This is a genomic window from Streptomyces sp. NPDC002886, assembly GCF_042888445.1.
Lineage (GTDB): Bacteria > Actinomycetota > Actinomycetes > Streptomycetales > Streptomycetaceae > Streptomyces.
This window is the reverse complement of record NZ_JBIAPV010000015.1, coordinates 128,375-153,011: the sequence shown is the minus strand read 5'-3', so window position 1 is coordinate 153,011 and position 24,637 is coordinate 128,375. Positions and strand designations below refer to the sequence as shown.

Below are 24,637 nucleotides of genomic sequence, written 5' to 3'. Positions count from 1 at the left end.
CGCGGGGGGGGGGGGCGGGGGCCGGGGGGGGGGGCCCCCCCCGGGGGGGGGTGGGGGGGGGGGGGCCGGGGGGGGGGGGGGCCGGGGGGGGGGGGGGGGGGGGGGGGGGGGGGGGGGGGGCGGGGGGGGCCCCCCCCCCACGACGGCAGGCCTCAGCCGAGGCCCAGCTCCTTGCGGAAGAAGTCCAGTTCCAGCGCCATGACCTTCTCCCGCGTGCCGCCCGGGGTCATGTGGGTGACCCCCGGCAGCGCGAGGAGCTGGTGCGGGCGGCCCGCGTCGGTCAGGGCCCGCGAGAGCCGCAGGGTGTGCGAGGGGTGGACGTTGTCGTCGGCCAGCCCCGTGACCAGCAGCAGCGGCCGGCGCAGCCCCGGCGCGTCGGCGAGCAGGCTGTCCCGCTCGTACACCTCCGGTCGTTCCTGGGGCAGACCCAGGTACCGCTCGGTGTACGCCGTGTCGTACTGCCGGAAGTCGGTCGGCGCGGCCCCGGCCGCCGCCGCGTGGAAGACGTCCGGGCGGCGCAGCACCGCGAGCGCGGAGAGGTACCCGCCGTACGACCAGCCGCGGACGCCCACCCGGGTCAGGTCGAGGTCGGCGTGGCGCGCGCCGAGCGCCTGCAGGGCGGCGACCTGGTCCTCCAGGGTGACCTCGGAGAAGCCCCGGTACATGGCGTGCGTGAACCGCGGTGATACGTAGGCGGTGCCGCGGTTGTCGACGGTGACCACGGCGAAGCCCTGGTCGGCCCACCACTGCCGGTGCTGCCAGCGGCGCGGCTCGGCGCTGACGTCCTGCATGCCGGGGCCGCCGTAGCTGTCCATCAGGACGGGCAGCCGGGTGCCGGGGACGTGCCCGCGCGGCAGCACCAAGGCGGTGGGCACCCCGTGCTCGGTGACCCGCTCCAGCACCGGGACCACCCGGTAGGGCAGCGGCTGGGACAGATCGCCGGGAGTGCCGGACTTCGGGTCGGTGGCGCGTCCGTCGGCGGTGCGCAGGACGCGCCGGATGCCGTCCGCGTCGGCGGAGCCGAGCAGCAGCGCCCCGGCGGAGGCGGCCAGGACGCAATGCACCCCGGGCCCGTCCGCGAGCGGGGTCAGCGCGCCCGTGTCCGGGTCCAGCAGGAGCACCTGCTGCTCGGAGGGGTCGCGCTGCCCGGCCTCGATCAGCAGGCGGTTCCCGTGGGCGCCGGCCACCTTGCGGACCTGGAGCCCGTCCCCGGTGAGGAGTACGCCGTCCAGCGCGAGCGCGCGGGCGGTCCCGCCGGGGGTGTCGGCCGAGGTGAGCATCCGGCCGTCGGCCAGGCGCGCCGGGGTGCCGGGGAGCAGGGGGTCCACCCACTGGGGGTGCGTGGTGCGCGACAGCTCCCGGGTGCGGCCGGTGGCCGGGTCGGCGGAGAGCAGCAGGACGTTCTGCTGGAGCCGGTCCTGGACGGTGAGCAGGATCTCGTCGGGGGAGTCCCACTCCGCGTCGGAGACGTACGGATGGGTCTCGGTGTCCCAGTCGAGCCGCACGGCGGTGTCCCGGTCCGGTCCGAGGACCCAGAGCCGCACGTCGGCGTTGGGGCCGCCCGCCTCGGGGTACGCGAAGTCCTCGGCCGGCAGCTCCGGGTGCGCCGGGTCGGCGAACCAGCGCCGCTGGAGGGCGGATTCGTCGACGCGGGCGGCCAGCAGGCGCTCCCCGTCGGGGGACCACCAGTGCCCCCGGTGCCGGTCGAGTTCCTCGGCGGCGGCGAACTCCGCGACGCCCCAGCGGGCTCCGTCGTCGGGGCTGATCCGGCCGCCGGGGACGGTGTGCAGGGCGTCGCCGGTGACGTAGGCGATGCGCGAGGCGTCGGGGCTCGGGCGCGGATCGAAGACGGGCCCGGCGGTGGGGAGTTCCTTGGGCTGCGCGGGCGCTCCGGCGTTCGCGGCGCGGGTCACCTCGTACAGGCGGCCGTAGAGCGCGAACACCGCGGTGCGCCCGTCGGCGCTGAGCGCGTAGGAGCCGATCCCGGCGGCGACGAGCCGCGAGCGTTCGCGCAGCCGGCGCTCGACGACGGGGAGGGGCGCGGGCTCGGGGGACAGCTCGCGGGGGTCGGCGAGCAGGGTTTCGGCGCCGGTGGCGGTGTCCAGGACCCAGAGGCTGTCGAAGGGGTCGGTGGGGCCGGTGGAGCGGAGGAACCAGAGGAGCCGGCCTTCGTCGCCGAAGGAGAAGGCGCGGGGAGCCCCGTAGGTGAACCGGGCGGTGCTCGCGGAGAGCCTGAGGAAGTCATCCATGCGATCCATGGAAACAGTGTGTCATGTGAAATACCACACGGTATATATCACACAGTGCATGCCACATGGCCTAGGCCGTTCGAGTGGTGACACCCCTGATACGGGTTTAGCGTCGAAAAAGTGGACCCGAACGCTACGCCGAGCAGTACCAGCACCGGGACCGACGGCAAGGTCCAAGGCAACGACGGTCATCGCGGACTAGCTCTGTTCGTGCTCGCCTCGTGCCAGCTCATGGTCGTTCTCGACATCACCATCGTGAACATCGCGCTGCCGCACATCCAGACCGCGCTCGACTTCTCCACCGAGAGCCTGTCCTGGGTCGTCAACGCCTACACCCTCACCTTCGGCGGGCTGCTGCTCCTCGGCGGCCGCACCGGCGACATCCTCGGCCGGCGGCGCGTCTTCATCTTCGGCGTCCTGCTCTTCGGCCTGGCCTCGCTGCTGGGCGGATTCGCCCAGAACGCCGGCCAGTTGATGGGCGCCCGGGCCCTGCAGGGCGTCGGCGGCGCCATCGCCTCCCCGACCGCCCTCGCGCTGATCACCACCACCTTCCGCGAAGGACCCGAACGCAACCGGGCCTTCGGCGTCTTCGCCGGCGTCTCGGCCGGTGGCGGCGCGATCGGGCTGCTGGCCGGCGGGGTGCTCGTGGAATGGCTCAACTGGCGCTGGGTGCTCTTCGTCAACGTCCCGATCGCCCTGCTGATCGCCCTGGTCACCCCGAGGGTGATCCGCGAATCCGCCCGCCGGCCCGGACACTTCGACCTCGCCGGCGCCCTGCTCTCCACCCTCGGCATGGTGGCCCTGGTCTACGGATTCATCCGCGCGTCGCAGGACGGCTGGCAGGACGGGCTGACGCTCGCCTCCTTCGCGGCGGCCGTGGTCCTGCTGAGCCTCTTCGTCGTCAACGAGAAGCGCTCGCCCCAGCCCATCACCCCGCTGCACATGTTCGCCGACCGCAACCGGGCCGGCACGTACGCGATCATGCTCTTCTTCGCCTGCGCGATCTTCGGCATGTTCTTCTTCCTGACCCTCTTCGTGCAGAACGTGCTCGGCTTCAGCCCGCTGCGGGCCGGGCTCGCCTTCCTGCCGGTCAGCGCGATGATCGCGGTGACGGCGGGGATCACCTCCCAGGGGCTGCCGAAGTTCGGGCCCAAACCCTTCATGGTGGCCGGCTCCCTGTTCTCGGCCGCCGGCCTGGCCTGGCTCACGCAGACCGACATCCACTCGACGTACCTGGGCAGCATCCTCGGACCGATGCTGCTGTTCGCCGCGGGCATGGGCATGCAGTTCGTGTCCCTGACCCTGATGGCCCTCTCGAACGTCCCCGACCGGGAATCGGGCGCGGCCTCCGGCCTCCTGAACGCGATGCAGCAGGTAGGCGGTTCGCTCGGCCTGTCCATCCTGGTCACCGTCTTCGGCACGGCCAGCCGCAACGAGGCCAGGGACCAGGCCGGCAGCTTCCTGCGCACCGCCACACCCGAGCAGAAGCTCTTCTTCGCCAAGACCAAGCAGTACCCGAAGCCCTGGAGCGACCAGGTCCTCACCTCGGGCGTCAGCGCCGCCTTCGTGGCGGCAGCCGCGTTCACCCTGGTCACGGCGCTGATCGCGCTCTTCGTCATCCAGGTACGGCCCTCGGACCTCGCCCGCCTCCAGGGCAACCACACACCGGCGGCGAGTGCCTGACCGCCGGGTTCCCGTACGCCTCAGGTCTCCAGGCGGCGGATGCGGCAGCGCACCGGACTGGTGTTGCGCAGGGTGATCCCGGCGACGACGGAGACCTCGGTGTCCACCGCCTCGAACTCGTAGGCCCGCAGCAGCATCGCCAGCGCGATCACCGACTCCAGCATGGAGAAGTGCTGTCCGATGCAGGCGCGCGGGCCGCCGCCGAACGGCAGCCAGGCGTAGCGCGGCCGGGCCGCCTCCGCCTCCGGGGTGAACCGGTCGGGGTCGAAACGCTCCGGGTCCGGCCAGTATTCGGGATGGCGGTGGATCACCCAGGGCGCCACGATCACATCGGCGCCGGCCGGGAGGGTGTGCCCGTCGACCTCGGCCGCGGCGACCGCGCGGCGGCCGAGGGCGGGGGCCGCCGGGTAGAGCCGCATGGCCTCCTTGAGCACCTGGGTGAGGTACGGGAGCCGGTCGAGGTCGGCGGCCCCGGGCGTACGGTCGCCCAGCACCGCGGCGAGCTCGGCGCGGGCCCGGTCCTGGAACTCGGGATGGCGGGCCAGCAGGTGGAGCGAGAAGGCGAGCGAGGTGGCGGTCGTCTCGTGCCCGGCGAGCAGGAAGATCAGGACCTGTTCGCGCAGCTCCGTCGCGTCGAACTCCCCGTCGTCGTCGCTGCCGGCGGCGGCGAGCAGCGACAGCAGGTCCTCGCCCGCGCCGGCGCCGCTGTCGCTGCGCCGCTCGGCGATGATCCCGTCGCACACCGCGTACAGCTCGTCCATCGCGGCGGCCGCCCGCTTGTTGCCCGGAGTGGGCCAGTCGCGGGGGAGGTTGACGGGGGAGTAGCCGCGGCGCATCACGTAGGCGGTGATGACCGGAAAGGACCGGTCCACGACGTCGGCGGTGGCGTCCACGTCGGTGCCGAAGAGGATCCGGGCGACGGCGCGCAGCGCCAGCGTCATCATCTCGTCCGCGACGTCGACGACCCCGTCCGGGGACGCCTCCCAGGCGGCGAGGGTGGAGGCGGTCTCGGTCGCGACGGCGTCCGCGTACCCGTCCACCCGGCGCTTGGTGAACAGCGGCTGGACCAGCCGCCGCTGGCGCAGGTAGTCCTCGTCCTGGCTGGTGAGCAGCCCGTTGCCGAGGGCGTCGCGGACCTCCTGGTAGAGGGCGTTGTCCTTGCGGAAATTGGCCGCCTGCGAGGCCAGGACCTGCTGGGCCCCCTCCGCCGAGAACACGCAGTGCAGCTCGGTGCGCAGCCCCGGCGGACCGGCCGTGATCCGCACGACGTCCCCGTGCCGCTGCCGGGCGCGCTGGTACGTACCGAGGGCGTCCGACCTCAGATCGGCGAGCGACCCGAGCAGCGGGGAACCCTCCAGCCGGGGTATCTCCTTACGGCCGCCGCCACCCGCGTCCGTCCCCGTACCTGCCCGTGGTGCTCGCGCTGCTGATGCCATGGCTCCGCCCTCAGAACTGTGCCGAAAGGCCGATTCTGCGGGCGGCGGCCCACTGAGTGCGAGGTCCCCCGCCCCATCCGGCCGAATATCGCCGCAGCGCGCGGAGCTGACGAGGAGCCCGGCCTCGTAGGCGCTCTTGCGGACGGGCGCGGTCATCAGGGGCGCCGGGCCCGGCCTGTCGGAACTCTCCGCGGGCGTGCCTCCGAAGCCGGCGAGGGACCAGGCGACCGCACCCGCCATCGCCGTCACGGCGACGTCCCTCGCCGGATCGAGGGTGCGCGGGACGGCCGCCCGCCGAAGGATCGTTACGCCACCAACTCACTTTGCTTTCAAGGCAGTCGGCCCGCATTCCGACACGCTCACCATCGAGTGAGGATGCCCGTACGGGCGCGGTGAGGGCGGGAGGGTGGCCGCATGATCATGTCTGCCCTGCGCCGTCGCGCCGCCGTGCTCGCGACGGCCCTCGCCGCCGCCCTGCTGCCCCCCGCTTCCGCCTCCGCGTCCGTCCCGGCCGCCGCCCCCGGATCGCTCCGCGCGGCGGCTCCCGCCCATTCCTGCCCCCGGGTCACGAACCACCTCTTCGCCGCCGCCGACGAACGAGTGGAGGTGGAACGCATCACCCCCTCCCCCTCCTGGCGGATCAACTGCAAGCAGCTCTACCGCTCGGACGGCCGTCCGCCGTCGGTGGTCTTCGAGGAGGGCTTCCTGCCCAGGGACACCGTGACCGGCCAGTACGACATCGAGAGCTACGTCCTGGTCAACCAGCCCTCCCCGTACGTCTCCACCACGTACAACCACGACCTCTACAAGTCCTGGAAGAGTGGCTGGAACTACTACATCGACGCCCCGGGCGGCGTGGACGTCAACCAGACCATCGGCGACACCCACAAGTACGCCTCCCAGGTCGAGGTGGCCTTCCCGGGCGGCATCGCCCGCTCGTTCATCGTGGCCGTCTGCCCGGTGGACACGGTGAAGAAGGTGGAAATCATGGACCGCTGCGAGGACAACCCGTACTACGAACCCTGGCGCACCAATTACCCGGGCTGAGGCTCTCGTTCGGCCGCGTGGTCCGGCTAGCTGCGGTATCCCCAGCGCGCGCGGCCGTCCTTGCCCATGAAGCACTTCGCCGGGCGGCCGTCCGTGGTCGTCGCGGTGGCGCCGACCGGAGAGCAGAAGCGGCCGAACTGGACACCGCCCGTCCCCCCGCCGCCCGTGCCGCCCCCTCCGCTCGTGCCGCCGCCCCCGGAGGATGAGCTGCCGCCACTGCTCCCGCCCCCGGAGGCCGCCCCCTTGCCGTCGCCGTCCTTCGGCGGCGCGGGCGCGGGCGCCGGAGGAGGAGTGGGGGCGGGGGTGGGACGGGGCTCCGGGTGGAGCCGAGTCCCTTCTCCCGCCGGGCACTTCGCATCCGGCGCGACCAGCGCCACCCGCTGCCCGCCGTTCGTGATCGCCTCTCCCACGGCCGGCCCCTGGACGCACACCAGCCAGGCGCCGACATCGGCGGGGAGGGTGACGTCCGTATAGACGCTCCGGGCCTGGAGGGCGCCTCCACCGAGGATCTCGATCTGCTGCGCCGCGGCCGCGTACGTGGTCCCCACGACCTGGGGCATGGGGCGCGACACGGGCGCCGCCGTCGCGGTGACGGTGGCCGTGACGGTCACCGTGGGCGCCGGCGCGGGCTCCGCCTGGTTCGCTTCGGAGCACGCCGCGACGATCAGCAGTAGCGTGAGGAAGCCCGTCGCCATCGCCCCGCACCCCAGAACGGACCTCTGGGGGGACCCGAACCGCCCCGGCGGCGCAGGCTGGTCCGACGGGGACTGGCCGTAGGGATTGGGCACGAGGCTCCTCTGACACGTCGCCGGATTCGACGGAGCGTAACGCCCGCCCGAGAAGTCCGCGCCGGTATCCCGGAACATGCGAAAGGCCCCCGCCCGGTCTCCGTTCCTCAGGTCCCCACAGGCAGGAACAGAATGGGTCCCATGAATGACGGATCGGACTGGCCGACGGACAAGCTGACCGCGCTCCGACTCGGGAGGCGGCTGGTCGCGGAAGTCCCGGCATCGCGACCGGATCGCCGCGCGTTCGTGGACATCCGCCCCGCGCAGAGCGAGCCCGATGTCCAGGCACGGGACGAGGGATGGGTCCGCAGCGACGTCGGACGGAGCTTTCGGCTACAGCATTGGGAGTACGACCACGAGCTCGTCGACGGCTTCGACTACGACCTCGGCGCAGCCCTCATCAGGTCGGCTGAGGCCCCGGACGAATCGGAGCTGAGCAGCGTCCTCAAGGCATGGGGCATCCAGCCCGGCCTCCTTGTCTACCCCTGGGAAACCGACGACCCCAGGTAGGCGAAGAGCGTCACCGCTGTCGAGAAGCCGCTGACGTGCTGCCTGACCGGGACCCTTGCAGGTGTAGGTGACGCCCTTCTTGCTGACGCCCGTCGAACCGGGGGCGAGCAGAAGGCGCCGGGAGAGACGGTGCCCGCTCCGCTGCCGCCGGAGCGAAGCGCCCACAGGGGCGCGATTCGGCCGGAGCGGGGCATCGGAAGGTATCGCGTGCGAGCGTGCCGCGTGGCCGTTTTGCGTTGGCTGAGGCTGAAAAGAGCGAGGCCCCGTCACCCGGTGAAGGGTGGCGGGGCCTTGGTCTGTGGTGATGGTTCTTCGGGGTCCTAGATGTCGCGGAAGATCTCGATCTGCGCGCCCACCGAGTTGAGGCGCTCTGCCAGTTCCTCGTAGCCGCGGTTGATGACGTAGACGTTGCGCAGGACCGAGGTGCCCTCGGCCGCCATCATCGCCAGGAGGACCACCACCGCCGGGCGCAGGGCCGGCGGGCACATCATCTCCGCCGCGCGCCAGCGGGTGGGGCCCTCGACCAGGACGCGGTGGGGGTCCAGGAGTTGGAGGCGGCCGCCGAGGCGGTTGAGGTCCGTGAGGTAGATGGCGCGGTTGTCGTACACCCAGTCGTGGATCAGGGTCTGGCCCTGGGCCACGGCCGCGATGGCGGCGAAGAAGGGGACGTTGTCGATGTTCAGCCCGGGGAAGGGCATCGGGTGGATCTTGTCGATCGGCGCTTCGAGCTTCGACGGGCGGACGGTGAGGTCCACCAGGCGGGTGCGGCCGTTGTCGGCCGTGTACTCGGCGGAGCGGTCGTGGTCGAGGCCCATCTCCTCCAGGACCGCGAGCTCGATCTCCATGAACTCGATCGGCACCCGGCGGATGGTGAGTTCGGACTCCGTGACCACGGCGGCGGCCAGCAGGCTCATCGCCTCGACCGGGTCCTCCGAGGGGGAGTAGTCCACGTCCACGTCGATGTTCGGGACGCCGTGGACGGTGAGGGTCGTCGTGCCTACGCCGTCCACGCGGACGCCGAGGGCCTCCAGGAAGAAGCACAGGTCCTGGACCATGTAGTTGGAGGAGGCGTTGCGGATGACGGTGGTGCCGTCGTGCCGGGCGGCGGCCAGCAGCGCGTTCTCGGTGACGGTGTCCCCGCGCTCGGTCAGCACGATCGGGCGGTCCGGGGAGATCCCGGACTCGACCTGGGCGTGGTAGATGCCCTCGGTCGCGGTGATGTCCAGGCCGAAGCGGCGCAGGGCGATCATGTGCGGCTCGATGGTGCGGGTGCCGAGGTCGCAGCCGCCGGCGTACGGCAGCTTGAAGTGGTCCATCCGGTGGAGCAGGGGGCCCAGGAACATGATGATGCTGCGGGTGCGGCGGGCCGCGTCCGCGTCCATCGCGTCCATGTCGAGGCGGGCCGGCGGTACGAGTTCCAGGTCGACGCCGTCGTTGATCCAGCGGGTGCGGACGCCGATGGAGTTCAGGACCTCCAGGAGGCGGTAGACCTCCTCGATGCGGGCGACCCGGCGGAGGACCGTACGGCCCTTGTTGAGCAGCGAGGCGCACAGCAGGGCCACGCACGCGTTCTTGCTCGTCTTGACGTCGATCGCGCCGGACAGGCGGCGACCGCCGACCACGCGCAGGTGCATCGGGCCGGCGTAGCCCAGGGAGACGATTTCGCTGTCGAGGGCTTCCCCGATGCGCGCGATCATCTCAAGGCTGATGTTCTGGTTGCCGCGCTCGATCCGGTTCACGGCGCTCTGGCTGGTGCCCAGGGCGTCCGCGAGCTGACTCTGTGTCCAGCCCCGGTGCTGCCGGGCGTCACGGATGAGCTTGCCGATGCGTACGAGGTAGTCGTCTGCCATGGACGCACCGTATCTCAGATATGAGATGTCGATCGAGTCGGGTGTGGCAGACGGGTGGCGGTGGGGCCGTGATGGGTGTTACCGGTCGTCAGCTTCCATCGTGGGGCCGCCGGGTGCGTGGTGCGCGACGAGCCGGCCGAGGAGTCCGATGAGCTGCTCGCGCTCCTGTGGGGACAAAGGGGACAGAAGCTCCTCCTGGGCCGTGGCGAGCAGTTGCTCCAGCTTGCGCATCCGGCGCCGTCCGGCGGTCGTGAGGGTGATGACGTTGCGTCGCCGGTCGGCGGGGTCGGGGGTGCGCTCGACCAGCTCGCGTGCGGCGAGTTCGTTGATGACGGCGACCAGGTCGCTGCGGTGGATGCCGGTGCGGCCGCTCAGGGCCGCCTGGCTCGCGGGTCCGAACTCGTCCAGGGCGACCAGGGTGGAGTAGTGCCATTTGTGCGCGTCTGCCCCGCTCAGTCCCTCGGTGACGAGCCGCGTGGCGTGCGCCGAGGCCTGCGAGAGCAGTCGGCTGGGCAGTTCGCGCAGTCGCGCCGGGAGGGCGGAGGCGCCCTGGTCCGCTTCTTCCGTGGTCATGCCGGGATCGTACCCCTTGCGTTCGTGGCACTAACGATTTAAGTTCGTTAGTGCCGCGAACGTTCGTGGTAGAAACGTTTCTTGCACGAATGAATTGGAACGGATGGTTCACCATGCCCGTCATCGACGTACTCGACTCGACCGTCCACTACGAGGAGCTCGGCGTCCCCGACGGCGTCCCCTTCGTCTTCCTGCACGGCAACCCGACCTCCTCCCACCTGTGGCGGGGAGTGCTGCCCCGGATCGGTGGCGGGGTCCGCGTCCTGGCCCCCGACCTCATCGGGATGGGCCGCTCCGGCAAGCCCGGCGGCGAGTACCGCTTCGCCGACCACGCCCGCTACCTCGACGCCTGGTTCGACGCCTTGGGCATCGGGGAGGCCGTGCTCGTGGGCCAGGACTGGGGCGGCGCGCTCGCCTTCGACCGGGCCGCCCGGCACCCCGGGAGGGTTCGGGGGCTCGCCTTCATGGAGACGATCCTGCGCCCGATGACCTGGGAGGAGTACCCGCCCGCCGCCCGCGCCCGGTTCGAGGCGATCCGGACCCCGGGCGTGGGAGAGGAGATGATCCTGGAGCGGAACCTCTTCATCGAGGACAGCATCGGCAAGACGGTGCTGAACCCGATGGACGAGGCCGACCACGCGGTCTACGCCGCCCCCTACCCGACCCCCGGGAGCCGCGTCCCCCTGCTCCGGTTCGCCCGGTCCCTGCCCATCGGCGGCGAACCGGCGGACGTGGTCGCACGGGTCGAGGCGTACGACGCCTGGCTGGCCGCCAGCCCGCAGGTGCCCAAGCTCCTGCTCCATTTCGACGGCTCGCCCGCCCTGATGGTCGGCCCGGAGCTGGTCGCGTGGAGCGAGGAGAACATCTCCGCGCTGGAGACCGAGTACTGCGGCGCCGCCGCCCACCTCTGCCCGGAGGACCGGCCCGAGGAGATCGCCGCGGCCGTCACGGCCTGGGCCGCGCGCCACGGCCTCGCGGGCTGAAGGGCCTTGCGGACCGACCGCCCTGCGGCCTGAACGGCCTTGCGGACCGACCGCCCTTGCGGGCTGAACGGCCGGGGCGGGGCCGCACGGGGGACCCCGCCGGACCCTCGCCCCGGAACCCTCAGTGCCCGCAGGCGTGGTGCCGCCCCTTGCCCCCGCCGCCGTGGACCGAGGCGTATGAGGCCGGGCGCGCGCCCGCCGCCGCGGCGCGGGCCAGCCGGGCCGAAGCCGCCCGGCCCGACGCCGAATCCGCCTCGTGCACCACACGGCCGCCGACCAGGGTCATCCGTACGCCCGTCCCGCTGATGTCGGCCACCGCACAGCGGGTCACGTCCCGGTCCAGGAGCACCAGGTCCGCCGCCTTGCCCGGCTCCACGGTGCCGGTCAGCTCCTCCTGGCGGAGCTGCCACGCGGTGCCCGAGGTGTGCATCCGCAAGGTGGTGTCCCGGCTCAGCGCCTCCTTCTCCCGGTACAGCTCGCCGGCCCCTTCCGAGCCCTGCCGGTCGATCGCGGTCCGGAGCTGGTTCCACACCTGGAGGGCGTCCACCGGCCAGTCCGAACCGCCCGTCAGCCGTGCGCCCGCCTTCTCCAGGCTGCGCGCCGGGTACAGCCACCGGTGCCGCTCGGGCCCGATGTAGGGAAGCAGCGCCTCCACCGTCCAGGTGTCCCGCGCGGCCCACTGGAGCTGCATGCACGCCGCGACCCCCAGCTGCGCGAAACGCCGCAGGTCGGCGGGGTCCACGATCTGCAGGTGCGCCACGGCGTTGCGCGCGTCCCGCTGCCCCGTGACCCGCCGGGCGTACGCGTATCCGTCCAGAGCGGTACGTACCGCCCGGTCCCCGAGTCCGTGGGCGTGCATCTGCCAGCCCGCCCGGTTGAAGGCGGCGCTGAGCCGGCCGTAGTCCGCCGCCGAGGTGTAGAGCTCGCCCCGGTTCGCGGTCGGCTTGCCGTTCCCGTCGAGGTAGGGCTCCAGCAGGGCGGCGGTCTGCGCGGGGTACTCGATGACCCCGTCCAGGAACACCTTGATCATCCCGAACCGGAGCCCCCGCACGCTCCCGAACTCCCGCCGCAGGCCCCGCGCGTACGCCAGCGAGCCCGCCGGGTCCTTGGCCTGGTCCGCGTCCAGCCGGATCGCGGGGACGATCCGCTGCGGCAGCTTGCCCGCCGCGGAGAGCGCCTGGTACAGCTCCAGTTCGTGCCGCCCCACCAGGGCGTCCATCATCGTGGTGACCCCGGACGCGGCGGCCAGCCCCAGCACCTGCGCGCAAGCCGCGACCAGTTCGGCGCGGGTGTGCTCCGGTATCAGGTGCCTGACCAGGCCCTGGGCGTCGTCCTTGAGGACACCCGTCGGCTTCCCGTCCGCGCCCTTGACCACCTTGCCGCCGACCGGGTCGGGCGTCGCCGCCGTGATCCCGGCGATGTCCAGGGCCCGCTGATTGGCCCAGCAGTTGTGCCCGTCGCCGCCGATCAGGACGATGGGCCGGCGGGTCGGGAGCCGGTCCAGCATCGAGTGGTGCGGAGCGGTGCCCGTGGGGAGCAGCCCGACCGGGTTCCAGTCCTCCACCACCAGCCAGCCGTCGGGCTCGGCGCCCGCGCCGCCGGTGTCGGCGAGGAAGCCGGCCAGGATCTCCAGGAGCTCGGCCGGGGTGGTCTCCGCGCTCTCCAGCGAGGGCGACAGCGAGCGTTCGCCGGCTCCGAGCGGGTGCACGTGACCGTCGTGGATCCCGCTCATCACGGTGGTGCCGCGGGCGTCGACCACCTCGGTGTCCCGGCCCACGTACCGGCGCAGCGCGGCGTCGGTCCCGGTGGCCAGGATCTTCCCGTCCCGGCCGACCGCGACGGCCCGTACGGGCCCCCGGTGGCCGGGCCCGGTGACCCCCGTGAAAACGGAGGCGTTGCGGATCACCAGCGCGGCCGAGTTCCGCCCGCCGCCGTGCGGGGCGGAGGCGGCCGCGGCGGGCCCCGCGCCCAGCAGACCCGCGGCTCCGGCGGCTCCGGCGGCCGCGAGCAGCCCCCGGCGGGACAGGAGGGCCGACGAGGACGGGGAGGACTGCGCGGACTGCGCGGACAGCGACGACGACAGGGGCCGGGGGGAAGGAGAAGACCGCATGCACACTCCAAACGTTGGCGTGGCGAGGACGCTGTTTGATTAAGGGCTTAACCAGAAGCCGCCTCCGGCGACGAAATCCGTACGATGGCGCCGTGCCCGCCCCCTTTCACGCATCCGGACATGTCCCGATGCCACCACCCGCGCCGGTGCCCGGTCCGACCCTCGCCGACATCGCCCGCGCCGCCGAGGTCTCCACCGCGACCGTCTCCCACGCGCTCAACGGCACCGGTCGCCTCGGCGAGTCGACCCGCCGCCGGGTGCGCGAGGTCGCCGGGGCGCTGGGCTACGGAGCCCGGCGCGGCCCGCACAACCGCAGCCTGGGCATCGCCGTGACCACGTACGCCGGCTTCGCCTGGGACTTCGCACGGATCGCCTACTACGCCCGGCTGCTCATCGCCGCCACCTCGGCGGCGCACGCCCACGGCTACGCCCTGACCACCCTGCCCGCCGACCGCGGCGCCGAGCCGCTGTGGCACACCCTGGCGGTGGACGGGATGCTGCTGCTCGACAGCCCGGCCGACGACCCGGTGCTGCGCGCGCTGCGGGCGCGGGGGCTGCCGGTGGTCTTCGACGGGCCTCCGGCCGATCCGAGGCCGGGCGACGTGTGGGTGGACAACGACCACACCGCCACCACCCGCGAGGTGCTCGACCACCTGGCGGCCTCCGGCGCCCGGCGGATCGCGCTGCACGCGGGCTACGGCCGGGAGTTCTACACCGGGGCCGTCACGTCAGCCTATGAACACTGGTGCGCCGAGCGGGGCCGGGCTCCGCTGGTGATCCCCTTCGACCCCAATGACGAGGCCGGGCACGCCTTCGACGCCGCCTTCGCGGGCCCGGACCGGCCGGACGCCGTGTACTGCGCATACGACCCGGGGGGCCGGCAGGTGCTGGCCGCCGCCGCACGCCACGGCATCGGCATACCCGGCGCCGCAGCGGGCAGAGGACCGGTCGAGGGAGGCCTGCTGCTGGTCTGCGCCAGCGAGGACCCGGCGTACGCCGAGAACGAACCGTCCGTGACGACCGTCACCTTCGATCCGGAGCGGATCGCCGGAACGGCGGTTTCGTCCCTGGTCAAGCTGATCGAATCCGGACATGCGGAATCCACCGGCCGACTGACCGTCCCGGCGGGCCTGAGGGTGCGTGCCTCGTCCCGCCCCCCTGGCATGTACTAGAGTTATCTCGACATCGAGATATCTGCCCCGGACGTGCCGCAGCCGCCCCGCTGGTAAGGGTTACCTAACTTAGCCTCACCTTAGCGGAATGGCCAGAGTGCCTCGCGGCAGGATTGCGGCAATACGCGCGAATTCATGCATGAAGGAGACTGTCGTGTCGGCGAACAGCTTCGACGCCCGCAGCACGCTGCAGGTGGGCGACGAGTCGTACGAGATCTTCAAGCTGGACAAGGTCGAGGGCTCCGCCCGCCTTCCCTACAGCCTGAAGGTCCTGCTGGAGAACCTGCTCCGTACCGAGGACGGCGCGAACATCACCGCCGACCACATCCGGTCGCTCGGAAACTGGGACTCGCAGGCCCAGCCCAGCGAGGAGATCCAGTTCACGCCGGCCCGCGTGATCATGCAGGACTTCACCGGCGTCCCCTGCGTCGTGGACCTCGCCACCATGCGCGAGGCCGTGAAGGCCCTCGGCGGCGACCCGGCGAAGATCAACCCGCTCTCGCCCGCCGAGATGGTCATCGACCACTCGGTCATCGCGGACAAGTTCGGCACGGCCGACGCGTTCGCCCAGAACGTCGAGCTGGAGTACGGCCGCAACAAGGAGCGCTACCAGTTCCTGCGCTGGGGCCAGACGGCCTTCGACGACTTCAAGGTCGTCCCCCCGGGCACCGGCATCGTCCACCAGGTCAACATCGAGCACCTGGCCCGTACGGTCATGGTCCGCAACGGCCAGGCGTACCCCGACACCCTCGTCGGCACCGACTCGCACACCACCATGGTCAACGGCCTGGGCGTGCTGGGCTGGGGCGTCGGCGGCATCGAGGCCGAGGCCGCGATGCTCGGCCAGCCGGTCTCCATGCTGATCCCGCGCGTCGTGGGCTTCAAGCTGACCGGCGAGCTGCCGGCCGGCACCACCGCCACCGACCTCGTGCTGACCATCACCGAGATGCTCCGCAAGCACGGCGTCGTCGGCAAGTTCGTCGAGTTCTACGGTGAGGGCGTCGCCGCCACCTCCCTCGCGAACCGCGCCACCATCGGCAACATGTCGCCGGAGTTCGGCTCCACCGCCGCGATCTTCCCGATCGACGACGAGACGCTGAAGTACCTGCGCCTGACCGGCCGCGACGCCCAGCAGGTCGCGCTCGTCGAGGCGTACGCCAAGGCGCAGGGCCTGTGGCTGGACCCGGCCGCCGAGCCGGACTTCTCCGAGAAGCTGGAGCTCGACCTCTCCACGGTCGTCCCCTCCATCGCCGGCCCCAAGCGCCCGCAGGACCGCATCATCCTCGCGAACGCCTCCCAGCAGTTCGCCCAGGACGTGCGCAACTACGTCAACGACGACGAGGAGTCCGGCAAGGAGTCCTTCCCGGCGTCCGACTCCCCGGCGTCCACCAACGGTGTGCCCACCAAGCCCACCCCGGTGACCCTGGCCGACGGCACCTCCTTCGAGATCGACCACGGCGCCGTCACCGTCGCCGCGATCACCTCGTGCACCAACACCTCGAACCCCTACGTCATGGTCGCCGCGGCGCTCGTGGCGAAGAAGGCCGTCGAGAAGGGCCTCGCCCGCAAGCCGTGGGTCAAGACCACCCTGGCCCCGGGCTCGAAGGTCGTCACCGACTACTTCGACAAGGCCGGCCTGACCCCGTACCTCGACAAGATGGGCTTCAACCTCGTCGGGTACGGCTGCACCACCTGCATCGGCAACTCGGGTCCGCTGGAGGAGGAGATCTCCAAGGCGATCAACGACGCCGACCTGGCGGTCACCTCGGTCCTCTCGGGCAACCGCAACTTCGAGGGCCGCATCAACCCCGACGTCAAGATGAACTACCTGGCCTCCCCGCCGCTGGTCGTCGCGTACGCCATCGCGGGCTCCATGAAGGTGGACATCACCCGGGACGCCATCGCCACCGACTCCGAGGGCAACCCGGTCTTCCTGAAGGACATCTGGCCCACCGAGGCCGAGGTCAACGACGTCGTCGCGAACGCGATCGGCGAAGACATGTTCAGCAAGTCCTACCAGGACGTCTTCGCGGGTGACGCCCAGTGGCAGGCGCTGTCCATCCCGACCGGCAACACCTTCGAGTGGGACCCGCAGTCCACCTACGTGCGCAAGCCCCCTTACTTCGAGGGCATGACGATGGAGACCACCCCGGTCTCGGACATCTCGGGCGCCCGTGTGCTGGCGAAGCTGGGCGACTCGGTCACCACCGACCACATCTCCCCGGCCGGCGCCATCAAGGCCGACACCCCGGCCGGCAAGTACCTCACGGAGCACGGCGTCGAGCGCCGCGACTTCAACTCGTACGGTTCCCGCCGCGGCAACCACGAGGTCATGATCCGCGGTACGTTCGCCAACATTCGCCTCCGCAACCAGATCGCGGCGGGCACCGAGGGCGGCTTCACCCGCGACTTCACCGTCGAGGGCGCGCCGGTCTCCTTCATCTACGACGCCTCGCAGAACTACCAGGCCGCCGGCATCCCGCTGGTCATCCTGGCGGGCAAGGAGTACGGCTCCGGCTCCTCGCGCGACTGGGCGGCCAAGGGCACCGCGCTGCTCGGCGTCAAGGCCGTCATCGCCGAGTCCTACGAGCGCATCCACCGCTCCAACCTGATCGGCATGGGCGTCCTGCCCCTGCAGTACCCGGAGGGCGTCACGGCGGCCTCCCTGGGCCTCACCGGCGAGGAGACCTTCTCCTTCACCGGTGTGGAGGAGCTGAACGACGGCACCACCCCGCGCACGGTCAAGGTGACCACCGACACCGGCGTGGAGTTCGACGCGGTCGTCCGCATCGACACCCCGGGCGAGGCGGACTACTACCGCAACGGCGGCATCATGCAGTTCGTGCTCCGCAACCTCATCCGCGGCTAAGCACCCGGCGCATACCGGCACCAAAGGGCCGTACCTCCGTTAAGGGGGTACGGCCCTTCCGTTTCTGCGGGCGGCTCCGACGGTCCAAGTCAGGTGACGGTGAGGTCTCAACTCGGAAAAGCCGGGGCCCATACCGGTACATGATCTTGCTCACAGGAGCGGAAGTGGACTATACCTGTGCCCGTCCGGGTCACCGCGAAACGAGCGGCTCCGGACGGGGGGACGGCGGGGACCTGCGGTGATGTCCGCTGGGCGGCAGCAGTCGCACTTTCCTTCCTCCTTCACACTCCTGACGAAGGCGAGGACTTGAGCATGGGATCCACCTCCGCCCACGGCGAGCACAGCAACGGTGAGGGCTTCGGCCGCCGGGACCTGATCAAGCGCTCCGCGGCACTCGGCCTCATCGCGGTTCCGACGATGAGCTTCCTGTCCGCCTGCGCCTCCGGCTCCGACGAGACGACCAAGGGCAACGAGTCCAAGGTGGCCGTCACCAAGGAGAACCCGTTCGGCGTCGCCAAGGGCGGCAAGCTCGACGTGGTCGTCTTCAAGGGCGGTTACGGCGACGACTACGCCAAGGCCTGGGAAGCGGCGTTCGACAAGAAGTGGGGCACCACTTCCTCGCACCTCTCCACCCAGGAGATCACCTCCAAGCTGCAGCCGCGCTTCAACGGCGGCAACCCGCCGGACGTCGTCGACGACTCCGGCGCCCAGCAGATCAAGCTGGACGTGCTCGCCAAGGGCAACCAGCTCGCCGACCTCACCGTGGTCCTCGACGCCCCGTCGCTCGACGACCCGACCAAGAAGGTCCGGGACACGCTGATGCCCGGGACCATCGAGGGCGGCATGATCGGCGGCAAGTTCGTCGCCCTGCAGTACGTCTACACGGTCTGGGGCCTGTGGTACTCGGGCAAGCTCTTCAAGGAGAAGGGCTGGACCGCGCCCAAGACGTGGCCCGAGTTCATGGACATCTGTCAGAAGGCGAAGGCGGCCGGCATCGGCGGCCTGGCCCACCAGGGCAAGTACCCGTACTACATCAACGTCGCCATCATGGACCTGATCGCCAAGAAGGGCGGCCTGGATGCCATGAAGGCGATCGACAACCTGGAGCCGAACGCCTTCGCGAACAACCCGGTGGCGCTCGAGGCCGTCGAGGCGATCTACGAGATCGTCGAGAAGGACCTCCTGATGCCGGGCACCAACGGCCTGACGCACACCGAGTCCCAGACCCAGTGGAACCAGGGCAAGGCCGCCTTCATCACCTCCGGCTCCTGGCTGGAGAACGAGCAGCTCAAGCAGACCCCGGAAGACTTCGACATGCAGTTCCTGCCGATGCCGGTGCTGCCCGGGTCCAAGCTGCCGTTCGAGGCCATCCGCGCCGGTGCCGGCGAGCCCTTCATCGTCCCGGAGAAGGCCGCCAACAAGGCCGGCGGCCTGGAGTTCCTCCGCTCGATGCTGTCGCGCGAGTGGTCGACCCTCTTCGCCCAGCAGGCCAACTCCCTCACCGTCCTCAAGGACGGCGTGGACCCGGCGGTCAAGCTCCGTCCGGGTACGCAGTCGGCGGTCGGCGCGCTCAAGGCGGCGGGGGACAACACCTTCAACTACCGCTACGCGGACTGGTACAGCGAGATGGGCACGGAGCTCGAGAACGCGTCCAATGAGCTGATGGCCAAGCGCATCCAGCCCAAGGAATGGATCAAGCGGGCCCAGGCTGCGGTAGACAAGGCCACGAAGGACCCGAACGCCAAGAACAACAAGCGCAGCTGACACCGCGTCCACCGGGCACCCGGAAACACCAGGGACGGACACCATGAGCCACGTAGCTAACAGCAAGGGGCGGGGCGGCTTCATCGCCGGCTTCCTCATCCTGCCCCTTGCGCTGTACCTGACCTTTGTCATCTGGCCGTACATTCAGACGTTCGGCTATTCCTTCACCAACTGGACGGGTCAGTCACCGACCTTCGACTTCGTCGGGCTGGACAACTACTCGGCCCTGATGAAGGACGAGGTCTTCCGCGGCGCGCTGCTGCACAATCTGCTGCTCCTGGTGTTCGTCCCGACGATCACCATCCTGATCTCCCTGTTCTTCGCCTTCATGCTGAACGCCGGTGGGCGCGGCGGAGCCGGCGGAGTCCAGGGAGTGGCGGGCTCCGCGCTCTACAAGGTGATCTACTTCTTCCCGCAGGTCCTCTCCCTCGCCATCCTCGCGGTGCTCTTCGGAGCCGTGTACCGCAGCGACGAGGGAGGGCTGCTGAATGGATTCCTCACCAAACTGGGCCTGGTCGACCCGGCCCACCCCATCGAATGGCTCAACGAGCCGAACTTCGTCCTCTGGTGCCTGCTGCTCGTCGTGGTCTGGCACGGGGTCGGCTTCTACCTCGTCCTCTTCTCGGCCGCCATGCAGTCGATCCCCAAGGACATCTACGAAGCCGCCCTGCTCGACGGCGCGAAGCGCGCACAGACCTTCTTCAAGGTCACGCTGCCCCTGCTGTGGGATTCTGTACAGACTTCCGCGGTCTATCTGGGCATCGCCGCGATGGACATGTTCGTCCTCGTGTCGACCATGACCTCGGGCCAGTTCGGCGGCGGACCGGACCACCACAGCGAGGTCATGGCGACGGTGCTGATGCGTAACTTCCTCTACTTCGGCAAGGCCGGCTACGCCTGCGCCATGGGGGTCGTGATGCTCGTCCTCACCCTGATCCTCTCCGCCATCACGCTGCGGGCCACTCGCCGCGAGCACGTCGAGTTCTAGCGGGAGACCACGATGACCACAGTTGTCAAAGCACCGGGCGAGGCGGCCGCCGAGAAGAAGCGCGCCTCCGCCACCGGGCACCCCGGCGGGAAGCGCAAGAGCGGTTCCGACGGAATGGTCCTCAACGTCTTCTCGCACGGTTTCCTCGCCGTGTGGGGGATATTGATCATCCTGCCCCTCATCTGGCTGGTGCTCGGTTCGTTCAAGACCGACGTGCAGATCGGCGAGTCGGCCCTGAGCTGGCCGGCCAACTGGCACTTCGACGCCTTCCCCCGCGCCTGGAACAAGGGCATCGGCAGCTACTTCGCCAACACCCTCATCGTGATGGTGTTCTCGGTTCCGCTGACGATGCTGCTCGGCTCGATGGCCGCGTACGTCCTGGCCCGCTACCCCTTCCGGGGCAACCGGCCGATCTACTACTTCTTCGTCAGCGGGGCCATGTTCCCGGTCTTCCTGGCGCTGGTCCCGCTGTTCTTCATGGTGAAGCGGCTGGACATGCTCAACACGTTCCAGGGTCTGATCCTGGTCTACGTGGCGTACTCGATGCCGTTCACCGTCTTCTTCATGCACTCGTTCTTCAGGACGCTGCCGACGGCCGTGCACGAGGCCGCCGTGATCGACGGGGCCTCGCACACCCGGATCTTCTTCCAGGTGATGATGCCGATGGCCAAGCCCGGCCTGATCAGCGTCGGGATATTCAATGTCCTGGGGCAGTGGAACCAGTACATCCTGCCGTCCGTGCTGATGCAGCCGCAGACCGGATCGGACCCCGAGCGCTACATGCTCACCCAGGGCCTGATCCAGCTGCAGTACCAGATGGGCTACGAGACGGACCTGCCGGTGCTGTTCGCCGGTGTGACCATCGCGATGATCCCGATGCTGGTGGTCTACCTGTCCTTCCAGCGGCAGATCCAGGCGGGACTGACCTCCGCCACGCTCAAGTAGCGCCTCCGCTCACGCGGCGGAGGGGTCGGGCACGACCGACCAGCTGACCGCCGAGACGGAGGGGTCGAGAGAGAGGTTGCTGACGGCTTCCTCGAGCATCCGACCCCCCTCGCCCTCGGCGGTCAGCAGTGCGGACACCGTGACCAGGCCGGCCTCCGGGCCGTCCTGGCTGCGGATCGAGCGCAGCTGATAGCCCGGCCGGCCCAGCGCGTCGACCAGCCGGTGGCGGATGTGGGCCTCCTCCGCCTCCAGGCACACGGCCTCGAAGTGGAAGTCGGTGGCCACCTCGGCCCCGCCCCCCGGCTCGCGGTCCATCCGCCGGCCCAGCGGGCGCAGCAGGAGGTTCGCCCCCACCACGCCCACCGTGCCGCAGGCCGCCAGGACGAACATCCCGGTGCCCGCCAGGCAGCCCACGGCCGCCGAACACCACAGGGTGGCGGCCGTGTTCAGTCCCCGGACGCTCAGCCCGTCGCGCATGATCACGCCGGCGCCCAGGAAACCGATCCCCGAGACGATCTGGGCGGCGACCCGCGAGCCGTCGTACTGGACCTCCGAGACCTCGCTCATGAACCCGTACTGCGAGAGCAGTACGAACAGCGCGGCCCCGCCCGCCACCAGGGCGTTGGTCCGCAGGCCCGCCATCCGGGCCCGCCACTGCCGTTCCAGGCCGATGGCCGCCCCGAATCCGAGCGCCGCGACCAGGTGCCCTGCCATCTCCCATTCGGTGAGCATCATCGGCCTTCTCCCTTCCTGTGTGCGCGGTTCCTAGAGCCAGCTGCCGAACTTGCGGATGTACACGGTCTTCAGCAGCTGCGTGAGCGTGCAGTACGCCAGCAGGACGCCGATCAGCCACGGGAAGTAGCTCGCCGGCAGGGGGACGAAGCCCAGCGAGGCGGCCAGTGGCGAGAAGGGCAGGAAGAGCCCGGTCAGCACCGCGAGGACGGTCATCACCATCACCGGCCAGGAGGCGCGGGACTGGATGAAGGGGATCTTGCGGGTACGGATCATGTGGACGACCAGGGTCTGCGAGAGCAGGCCCTCGATGAACCAGCCGGACTGGAAGAGCGCCGCGTGCGCCTCGGTGTTGGCGGCGAACACGTTCCACATGATGGCGAACATCGCGATGTCGAAGATCGAGCTGATCGGGCCGATGCAGAGCATGAAGCGGCCGATGCCCTTGGCGTCCCAGTTGCGGGGCTTGCGCAGGTACTCCTCGTCCATGCGGTCCCACGGGGTGGCCAGCTGGGCGATGTCGTAGACCAGGTTCTGCACCAGGAGCATGATCGCCAGCATCGGCTGGAAGGGGATGAAGGCACTCGCCACCAGGACCGAGAAGACGTTGCCGAAGTTGGAACTGGCCGTCATCTTGATGTACTTGATCGTGTTGCCGAAGGTGGTCCGGCCCTGGATCACGCCCTGCTCCAGGACGGTCAGGTCCTTCTCCAGCAGGATGATGTCGGCGGACTCCTTGGCGATGTCCACGGCGGTGTCCACCGAGATGCCGACGTCGGCGTCGCGCAGCGCGGCCGCGTCGTTGATGCCGTCGCCGAGGAAGCCGACCGTGTGGCCGTCGGCCTGCAGGGCCCGTACGATCCGGGCCTTCTGGACCGGGTTGACCTTGGCGAACACGGTCGTACGGGCGGCCAGCGCGCGCAGTTCCGCGTCGTCGAGGGCGTCGATCTCGGTGCCGCCCACCACGTGGCCGACGGTGAGGCCGACGTCGGCGCAGACCCGGGCGGCGACGAGCTCGTTGTCGCCGGTGACCACCTTGACCGCGATGCCCTTGTCGGCCAGGCCCTGCAGGGCCCGGGCGGCGTCGGCCTTCGGCGGGTCGAGGAAGGCGAGGAAGCCGACCAGGGTCAGCCGGTCCTCGTCGGCCACCGCGTAGGTGTCGCGCGGCGTGTCCATCGTGCGGGTGGCGACGGCGAGCACGCGCAGGCCCTGGCGGTTGTTGTCCTCGGCGATGCGGGTGACGTGCCACCGGAGCTGTTCGGTCAGCTCGACCCGCTGCCCGCGGTCCGTCATGTGGGTGCACAGCGCGAGGACTTCCTCGACGGCACCCTTGGTGATCATGACGTGCTCGGGCCGTCCGGAGCCGCCCACGATGCTGTTGCGGTTCAGGACCACGGACATCCGGCGCCGGGCGAAGTCGAAGGGGATCTCGTCGACCATCGAGAACCGAGCGTCGACGACAACCTCCTCGGCCTCGCCCACGCGGTCGATGACCGCCTGGTCCATCAGGTTCTTCAGGCCGGTCTGGAAGTGCGCGTTGAGGTAGCCGTACTCCAGTACCTCGTTGTCCTCGTCGCCGTGCACGTCGAGGTAGCGGTCCAGAACGATCCGGTCCTCGGTGAGGGTGCCGGTCTTGTCCGTGCAGAGCACGTCCATCGCGCCCAGGTTCTGGATGGCGTTGAGCCGCTTGACGACCACCTTGCGCTTGGACATCGCCACGGCGCCGCGGGCCAGGTTGGCGGAGACGACCATGGGCAGCATCTCGGGGGTCAGGCCGACCGCCACGGCGATGCCGAGGAGGAAGGCGGCCTCCCAGTCGCCCTTGGTGAAACCGTTGATCATGAAGACGACGGGGACCATCACCAGCATGAAGCGGATCAGCAGGAAACTGACCTTGCGCACCCCGGTGTCGAAGTTGGTCTCCGGGCGCTCGCCGACCAGGGAGCCGGCCATCGAGCCGAAGTAGGTGTCGGAGCCGGTGGCGACGACGAGCCCGGTGGCGGTGCCGGAGGTCACCGACGTGCCCATCAGGCAGAGGTTGTCGGCCTCGACGGGGTCGGTGGTCTCGTGCTGGCCGAGGTCGTCCGTCCGGGTGTCGGCCTTGGCGACCGGCAGGGACTCCCCGGACAGGGCGGCCTGGCTGACCATCAGGTCCTTGGCGGTGATGATCCGCAGGTCGGCGGGGATCAGGTCGCCGGCGGCCAGCTTGACCAGGTCGCCGGGGACCACGCGGTCCATCGGGATCTCGAAGGCGGTGGGTCCGGAACCGCTGCCGGCCCGGCGCTGTACCGCGCAGGTGGTGGTGACGAGCTGCTTGAGGGCGTCGGCCGCGCGGCCCGAGCGGTACTCCTGCCAGAAGCGCAGCACGCCGCTGATCCCGACCATCACGGAGAGGATGACGACGCCCGGGTCGCCGGGGTCCTGCCAGTACATGACGGCCGCGAGGAAGACCAAGACGGCGATGAAGGGGTTCGCGTACGCCTTCGCCAGCTGGACGTACCAGCGCGGGGCGCGCTCCTGGGCGATGACGTTGGAGCCGTGGCGCTCCAGGCGCAGCGCGGCCTCGGCGTGGGTGAGGCCGTTGCGGGAGGCGTCGACGGACTGGAGGACCTCGACGCCCGGACGGGCACTGATCCCGGCGAGCCGCTCGCCGACGACCCGGGTGCGGGCCTCCAGCTCGGCGGCCTTGCGCTCGCGGCGGGCCCGGCCCGGGGGTGCGAGCTTCGTGGGGGTACGGGGGGTGAGCATGGTCATGGCAAAAACCTCCCTCCACGGTGTCCGGGCAGCGCGGAGCCGCGCGGTCACGTGGAGTGATCATGGGTCGGCGCGGAGCGGCACGTACGGCCGCGGGGCACGCCGGTGGGCATGGATGACGCGCGCCCGACGGAAGCGTCAGGGCGTGCGGAAGGGGTTACGAAGATGAATGCAGAAACGCACG

General features: G+C 70.5%; 17 protein-coding genes. 9 read left to right on the top strand and 8 right to left on the bottom strand.

Going from position 1 to position 24,637, the window contains the following annotated elements; translation table 11 throughout:
* Positions 1 to 152 precede the first annotated feature (152 nt).
* A complete protein-coding gene (locus ACFYYB_RS39780) occupies positions 153 to 2,258 on the bottom strand; it encodes a prolyl oligopeptidase family serine peptidase (RefSeq protein WP_389443148.1) in 2,106 nt (701 codons plus the stop codon).
* A 222-nt stretch (positions 2,259 to 2,480) separates the two neighbouring features.
* On the opposite strand from ACFYYB_RS39780, the gene ACFYYB_RS39775 reads away from it, so the two are divergent.
* Positions 2,481 to 3,932 (top strand): MFS transporter, encoded by a 1,452-nt coding sequence (locus ACFYYB_RS39775; protein ID WP_389443161.1) that lies wholly within the window; start codon positions 2,481 to 2,483, stop codon positions 3,930 to 3,932.
* Between the two features lie 20 nt (positions 3,933 to 3,952).
* On the opposite strand, the gene ACFYYB_RS39770 is transcribed toward ACFYYB_RS39775, so the two are convergent.
* The gene (locus ACFYYB_RS39770) at positions 3,953 to 5,368 is read right to left on the bottom strand and encodes a cytochrome P450 (protein WP_389443146.1); all 1,416 of its coding nucleotides are present in this window, start codon (positions 5,366 to 5,368) and stop codon (positions 3,953 to 3,955) included.
* A 414-nt stretch (positions 5,369 to 5,782) separates the two neighbouring features.
* Between ACFYYB_RS39770 and ACFYYB_RS39765 the strand changes: the two genes are divergently transcribed.
* Positions 5,783 to 6,415: an ADP-ribosyltransferase gene (locus tag ACFYYB_RS39765; protein WP_389443144.1), complete on the top strand. Its 633-nt coding sequence runs from the start codon at positions 5,783 to 5,785 to the stop codon at positions 6,413 to 6,415.
* Positions 6,416 to 6,441: 26 nt separating this feature from the next.
* Here the strand turns inward: ACFYYB_RS39765 and ACFYYB_RS39760 are convergent, their stop codons facing one another.
* Entirely contained in the window at positions 6,442 to 7,110 is a 669-nt protein-coding gene (locus tag ACFYYB_RS39760) for a hypothetical protein (protein ID WP_389443142.1), read from the bottom strand.
* Positions 7,111 to 7,344: 234 nt separating this feature from the next.
* Here ACFYYB_RS39760 and ACFYYB_RS39755 point away from each other — a divergent pair, with 234 nt between their 5' ends.
* Complete coding sequence (locus tag ACFYYB_RS39755) at positions 7,345 to 7,713, top strand: hypothetical protein (RefSeq protein WP_389443140.1); 369 nt, start codon at positions 7,345 to 7,347, stop codon at positions 7,711 to 7,713.
* Between the two features lie 320 nt (positions 7,714 to 8,033).
* On the opposite strand, the gene ACFYYB_RS39750 is transcribed toward ACFYYB_RS39755, so the two are convergent.
* Both ACFYYB_RS39750 and ACFYYB_RS39745 read right to left on the bottom strand, forming a co-directional pair.
* Complete coding sequence (locus ACFYYB_RS39750) at positions 8,034 to 9,563, bottom strand: helix-turn-helix domain-containing protein (protein WP_389443138.1); 1,530 nt, start codon at positions 9,561 to 9,563, stop codon at positions 8,034 to 8,036.
* Positions 9,564 to 9,641: 78 nt separating this feature from the next.
* Positions 9,642 to 10,136 (bottom strand): MarR family winged helix-turn-helix transcriptional regulator, encoded by a 495-nt coding sequence (locus ACFYYB_RS39745; RefSeq protein ID WP_389443136.1) that lies wholly within the window; start codon positions 10,134 to 10,136, stop codon positions 9,642 to 9,644.
* Between the two features lie 113 nt (positions 10,137 to 10,249).
* On the opposite strand from ACFYYB_RS39745, the gene ACFYYB_RS39740 reads away from it, so the two are divergent.
* A complete protein-coding gene (locus ACFYYB_RS39740; RefSeq protein ID WP_389443159.1) occupies positions 10,250 to 11,119 on the top strand; it encodes a haloalkane dehalogenase in 870 nt (289 codons plus the stop codon).
* A 121-nt stretch (positions 11,120 to 11,240) separates the two neighbouring features.
* On the opposite strand, the gene ACFYYB_RS39735 is transcribed toward ACFYYB_RS39740, so the two are convergent.
* Entirely contained in the window at positions 11,241 to 13,229 is a 1,989-nt protein-coding gene (locus ACFYYB_RS39735; protein ID WP_389443134.1) for an amidohydrolase, read from the bottom strand.
* Positions 13,230 to 13,357: 128 nt separating this feature from the next.
* Between ACFYYB_RS39735 and ACFYYB_RS39730 the strand changes: the two genes are divergently transcribed.
* The 5 genes from ACFYYB_RS39730 (at position 13,358) to ACFYYB_RS39710 (ending at position 20,967) form a co-directional block, all read left to right on the top strand.
* Positions 13,358 to 14,401, top strand: a complete 1,044-nt coding sequence (locus ACFYYB_RS39730; RefSeq protein WP_389443132.1) for a LacI family DNA-binding transcriptional regulator — start codon at positions 13,358 to 13,360, stop codon at positions 14,399 to 14,401.
* 139 nt (positions 14,402 to 14,540) lie between these two features.
* Positions 14,541 to 17,270 carry an aconitate hydratase AcnA gene (acnA, locus tag ACFYYB_RS39725; RefSeq protein ID WP_389443130.1) on the top strand — a complete coding sequence of 910 codons (2,730 nt, stop codon included), beginning with the start codon at positions 14,541 to 14,543 and terminating at the stop codon, positions 17,268 to 17,270.
* Between the two features lie 312 nt (positions 17,271 to 17,582).
* Positions 17,583 to 19,034: an N-acetylglucosamine/diacetylchitobiose ABC transporter substrate-binding protein gene (ngcE, locus tag ACFYYB_RS39720; RefSeq protein WP_389443128.1), complete on the top strand. Its 1,452-nt coding sequence runs from the start codon at positions 17,583 to 17,585 to the stop codon at positions 19,032 to 19,034.
* 43 nt (positions 19,035 to 19,077) lie between these two features.
* On the top strand, positions 19,078 to 20,022 hold the full coding sequence (locus ACFYYB_RS39715) for a carbohydrate ABC transporter permease (protein ID WP_389443126.1): 945 nt from the start codon (positions 19,078 to 19,080) through the stop codon (positions 20,020 to 20,022).
* Positions 20,023 to 20,034: 12 nt separating this feature from the next.
* Complete coding sequence (locus ACFYYB_RS39710) at positions 20,035 to 20,967, top strand: carbohydrate ABC transporter permease (protein ID WP_389443124.1); 933 nt, start codon at positions 20,035 to 20,037, stop codon at positions 20,965 to 20,967.
* Positions 20,968 to 20,976: 9 nt separating this feature from the next.
* Here the strand turns inward: ACFYYB_RS39710 and ACFYYB_RS39705 are convergent, their stop codons facing one another.
* Together ACFYYB_RS39705 and mgtA are read right to left on the bottom strand one after the other, a co-directional pair.
* Positions 20,977 to 21,702, bottom strand: a complete 726-nt coding sequence (locus ACFYYB_RS39705; protein ID WP_266885779.1) for an MgtC/SapB family protein — start codon at positions 21,700 to 21,702, stop codon at positions 20,977 to 20,979.
* Between the two features lie 30 nt (positions 21,703 to 21,732).
* Complete coding sequence (gene mgtA, locus ACFYYB_RS39700; protein WP_389443121.1) at positions 21,733 to 24,453, bottom strand: magnesium-translocating P-type ATPase; 2,721 nt, start codon at positions 24,451 to 24,453, stop codon at positions 21,733 to 21,735.
* Positions 24,454 to 24,637: the final 184 nt, after the last annotated feature.

Excerpts from the sequence above, each read along its gene's own strand:
- ACFYYB_RS39770 (WP_389443146.1), bottom strand. The coding sequence starts at position 5,368 with ATGGCATCAGCAGCGCGAGCACCACGGGCAGGTACGGGGACGGACGCG.
- ACFYYB_RS39775 (WP_389443161.1), top strand. The coding sequence starts at position 2,481 with ATGGTCGTTCTCGACATCACCATCGTGAACATCGCGCTGCCGCACATC.
- ngcE (WP_389443128.1), top strand. The coding sequence starts at position 17,583 with ATGGGATCCACCTCCGCCCACGGCGAGCACAGCAACGGTGAGGGCTTC.
- ACFYYB_RS39730 (WP_389443132.1), top strand. The coding sequence starts at position 13,358 with ATGCCACCACCCGCGCCGGTGCCCGGTCCGACCCTCGCCGACATCGCC.
- acnA (WP_389443130.1), top strand. The coding sequence starts at position 14,541 with ATGAAGGAGACTGTCGTGTCGGCGAACAGCTTCGACGCCCGCAGCACG.
- ACFYYB_RS39710 (WP_389443124.1), top strand. The coding sequence starts at position 20,035 with ATGACCACAGTTGTCAAAGCACCGGGCGAGGCGGCCGCCGAGAAGAAG.
- ACFYYB_RS39715 (WP_389443126.1), top strand. The coding sequence starts at position 19,078 with ATGAGCCACGTAGCTAACAGCAAGGGGCGGGGCGGCTTCATCGCCGGC.
- ACFYYB_RS39760 (WP_389443142.1), bottom strand. The coding sequence starts at position 7,110 with ATGGCGACGGGCTTCCTCACGCTACTGCTGATCGTCGCGGCGTGCTCC.
- ACFYYB_RS39740 (WP_389443159.1), top strand. The coding sequence starts at position 10,250 with ATGCCCGTCATCGACGTACTCGACTCGACCGTCCACTACGAGGAGCTC.
- ACFYYB_RS39745 (WP_389443136.1), bottom strand. The coding sequence starts at position 10,136 with ATGACCACGGAAGAAGCGGACCAGGGCGCCTCCGCCCTCCCGGCGCGA.
- ACFYYB_RS39750 (WP_389443138.1), bottom strand. The coding sequence starts at position 9,563 with ATGGCAGACGACTACCTCGTACGCATCGGCAAGCTCATCCGTGACGCC.
- ACFYYB_RS39755 (WP_389443140.1), top strand. The coding sequence starts at position 7,345 with ATGAATGACGGATCGGACTGGCCGACGGACAAGCTGACCGCGCTCCGA.
- ACFYYB_RS39705 (WP_266885779.1), bottom strand. The coding sequence starts at position 21,702 with ATGATGCTCACCGAATGGGAGATGGCAGGGCACCTGGTCGCGGCGCTC.
- ACFYYB_RS39765 (WP_389443144.1), top strand. The coding sequence starts at position 5,783 with ATGATCATGTCTGCCCTGCGCCGTCGCGCCGCCGTGCTCGCGACGGCC.
- ACFYYB_RS39780 (WP_389443148.1), bottom strand. The coding sequence starts at position 2,258 with ATGGATCGCATGGATGACTTCCTCAGGCTCTCCGCGAGCACCGCCCGG.
- ACFYYB_RS39735 (WP_389443134.1), bottom strand. The coding sequence starts at position 13,229 with ATGCGGTCTTCTCCTTCCCCCCGGCCCCTGTCGTCGTCGCTGTCCGCG.
- mgtA (WP_389443121.1), bottom strand. The coding sequence starts at position 24,453 with ATGACCATGCTCACCCCCCGTACCCCCACGAAGCTCGCACCCCCGGGC.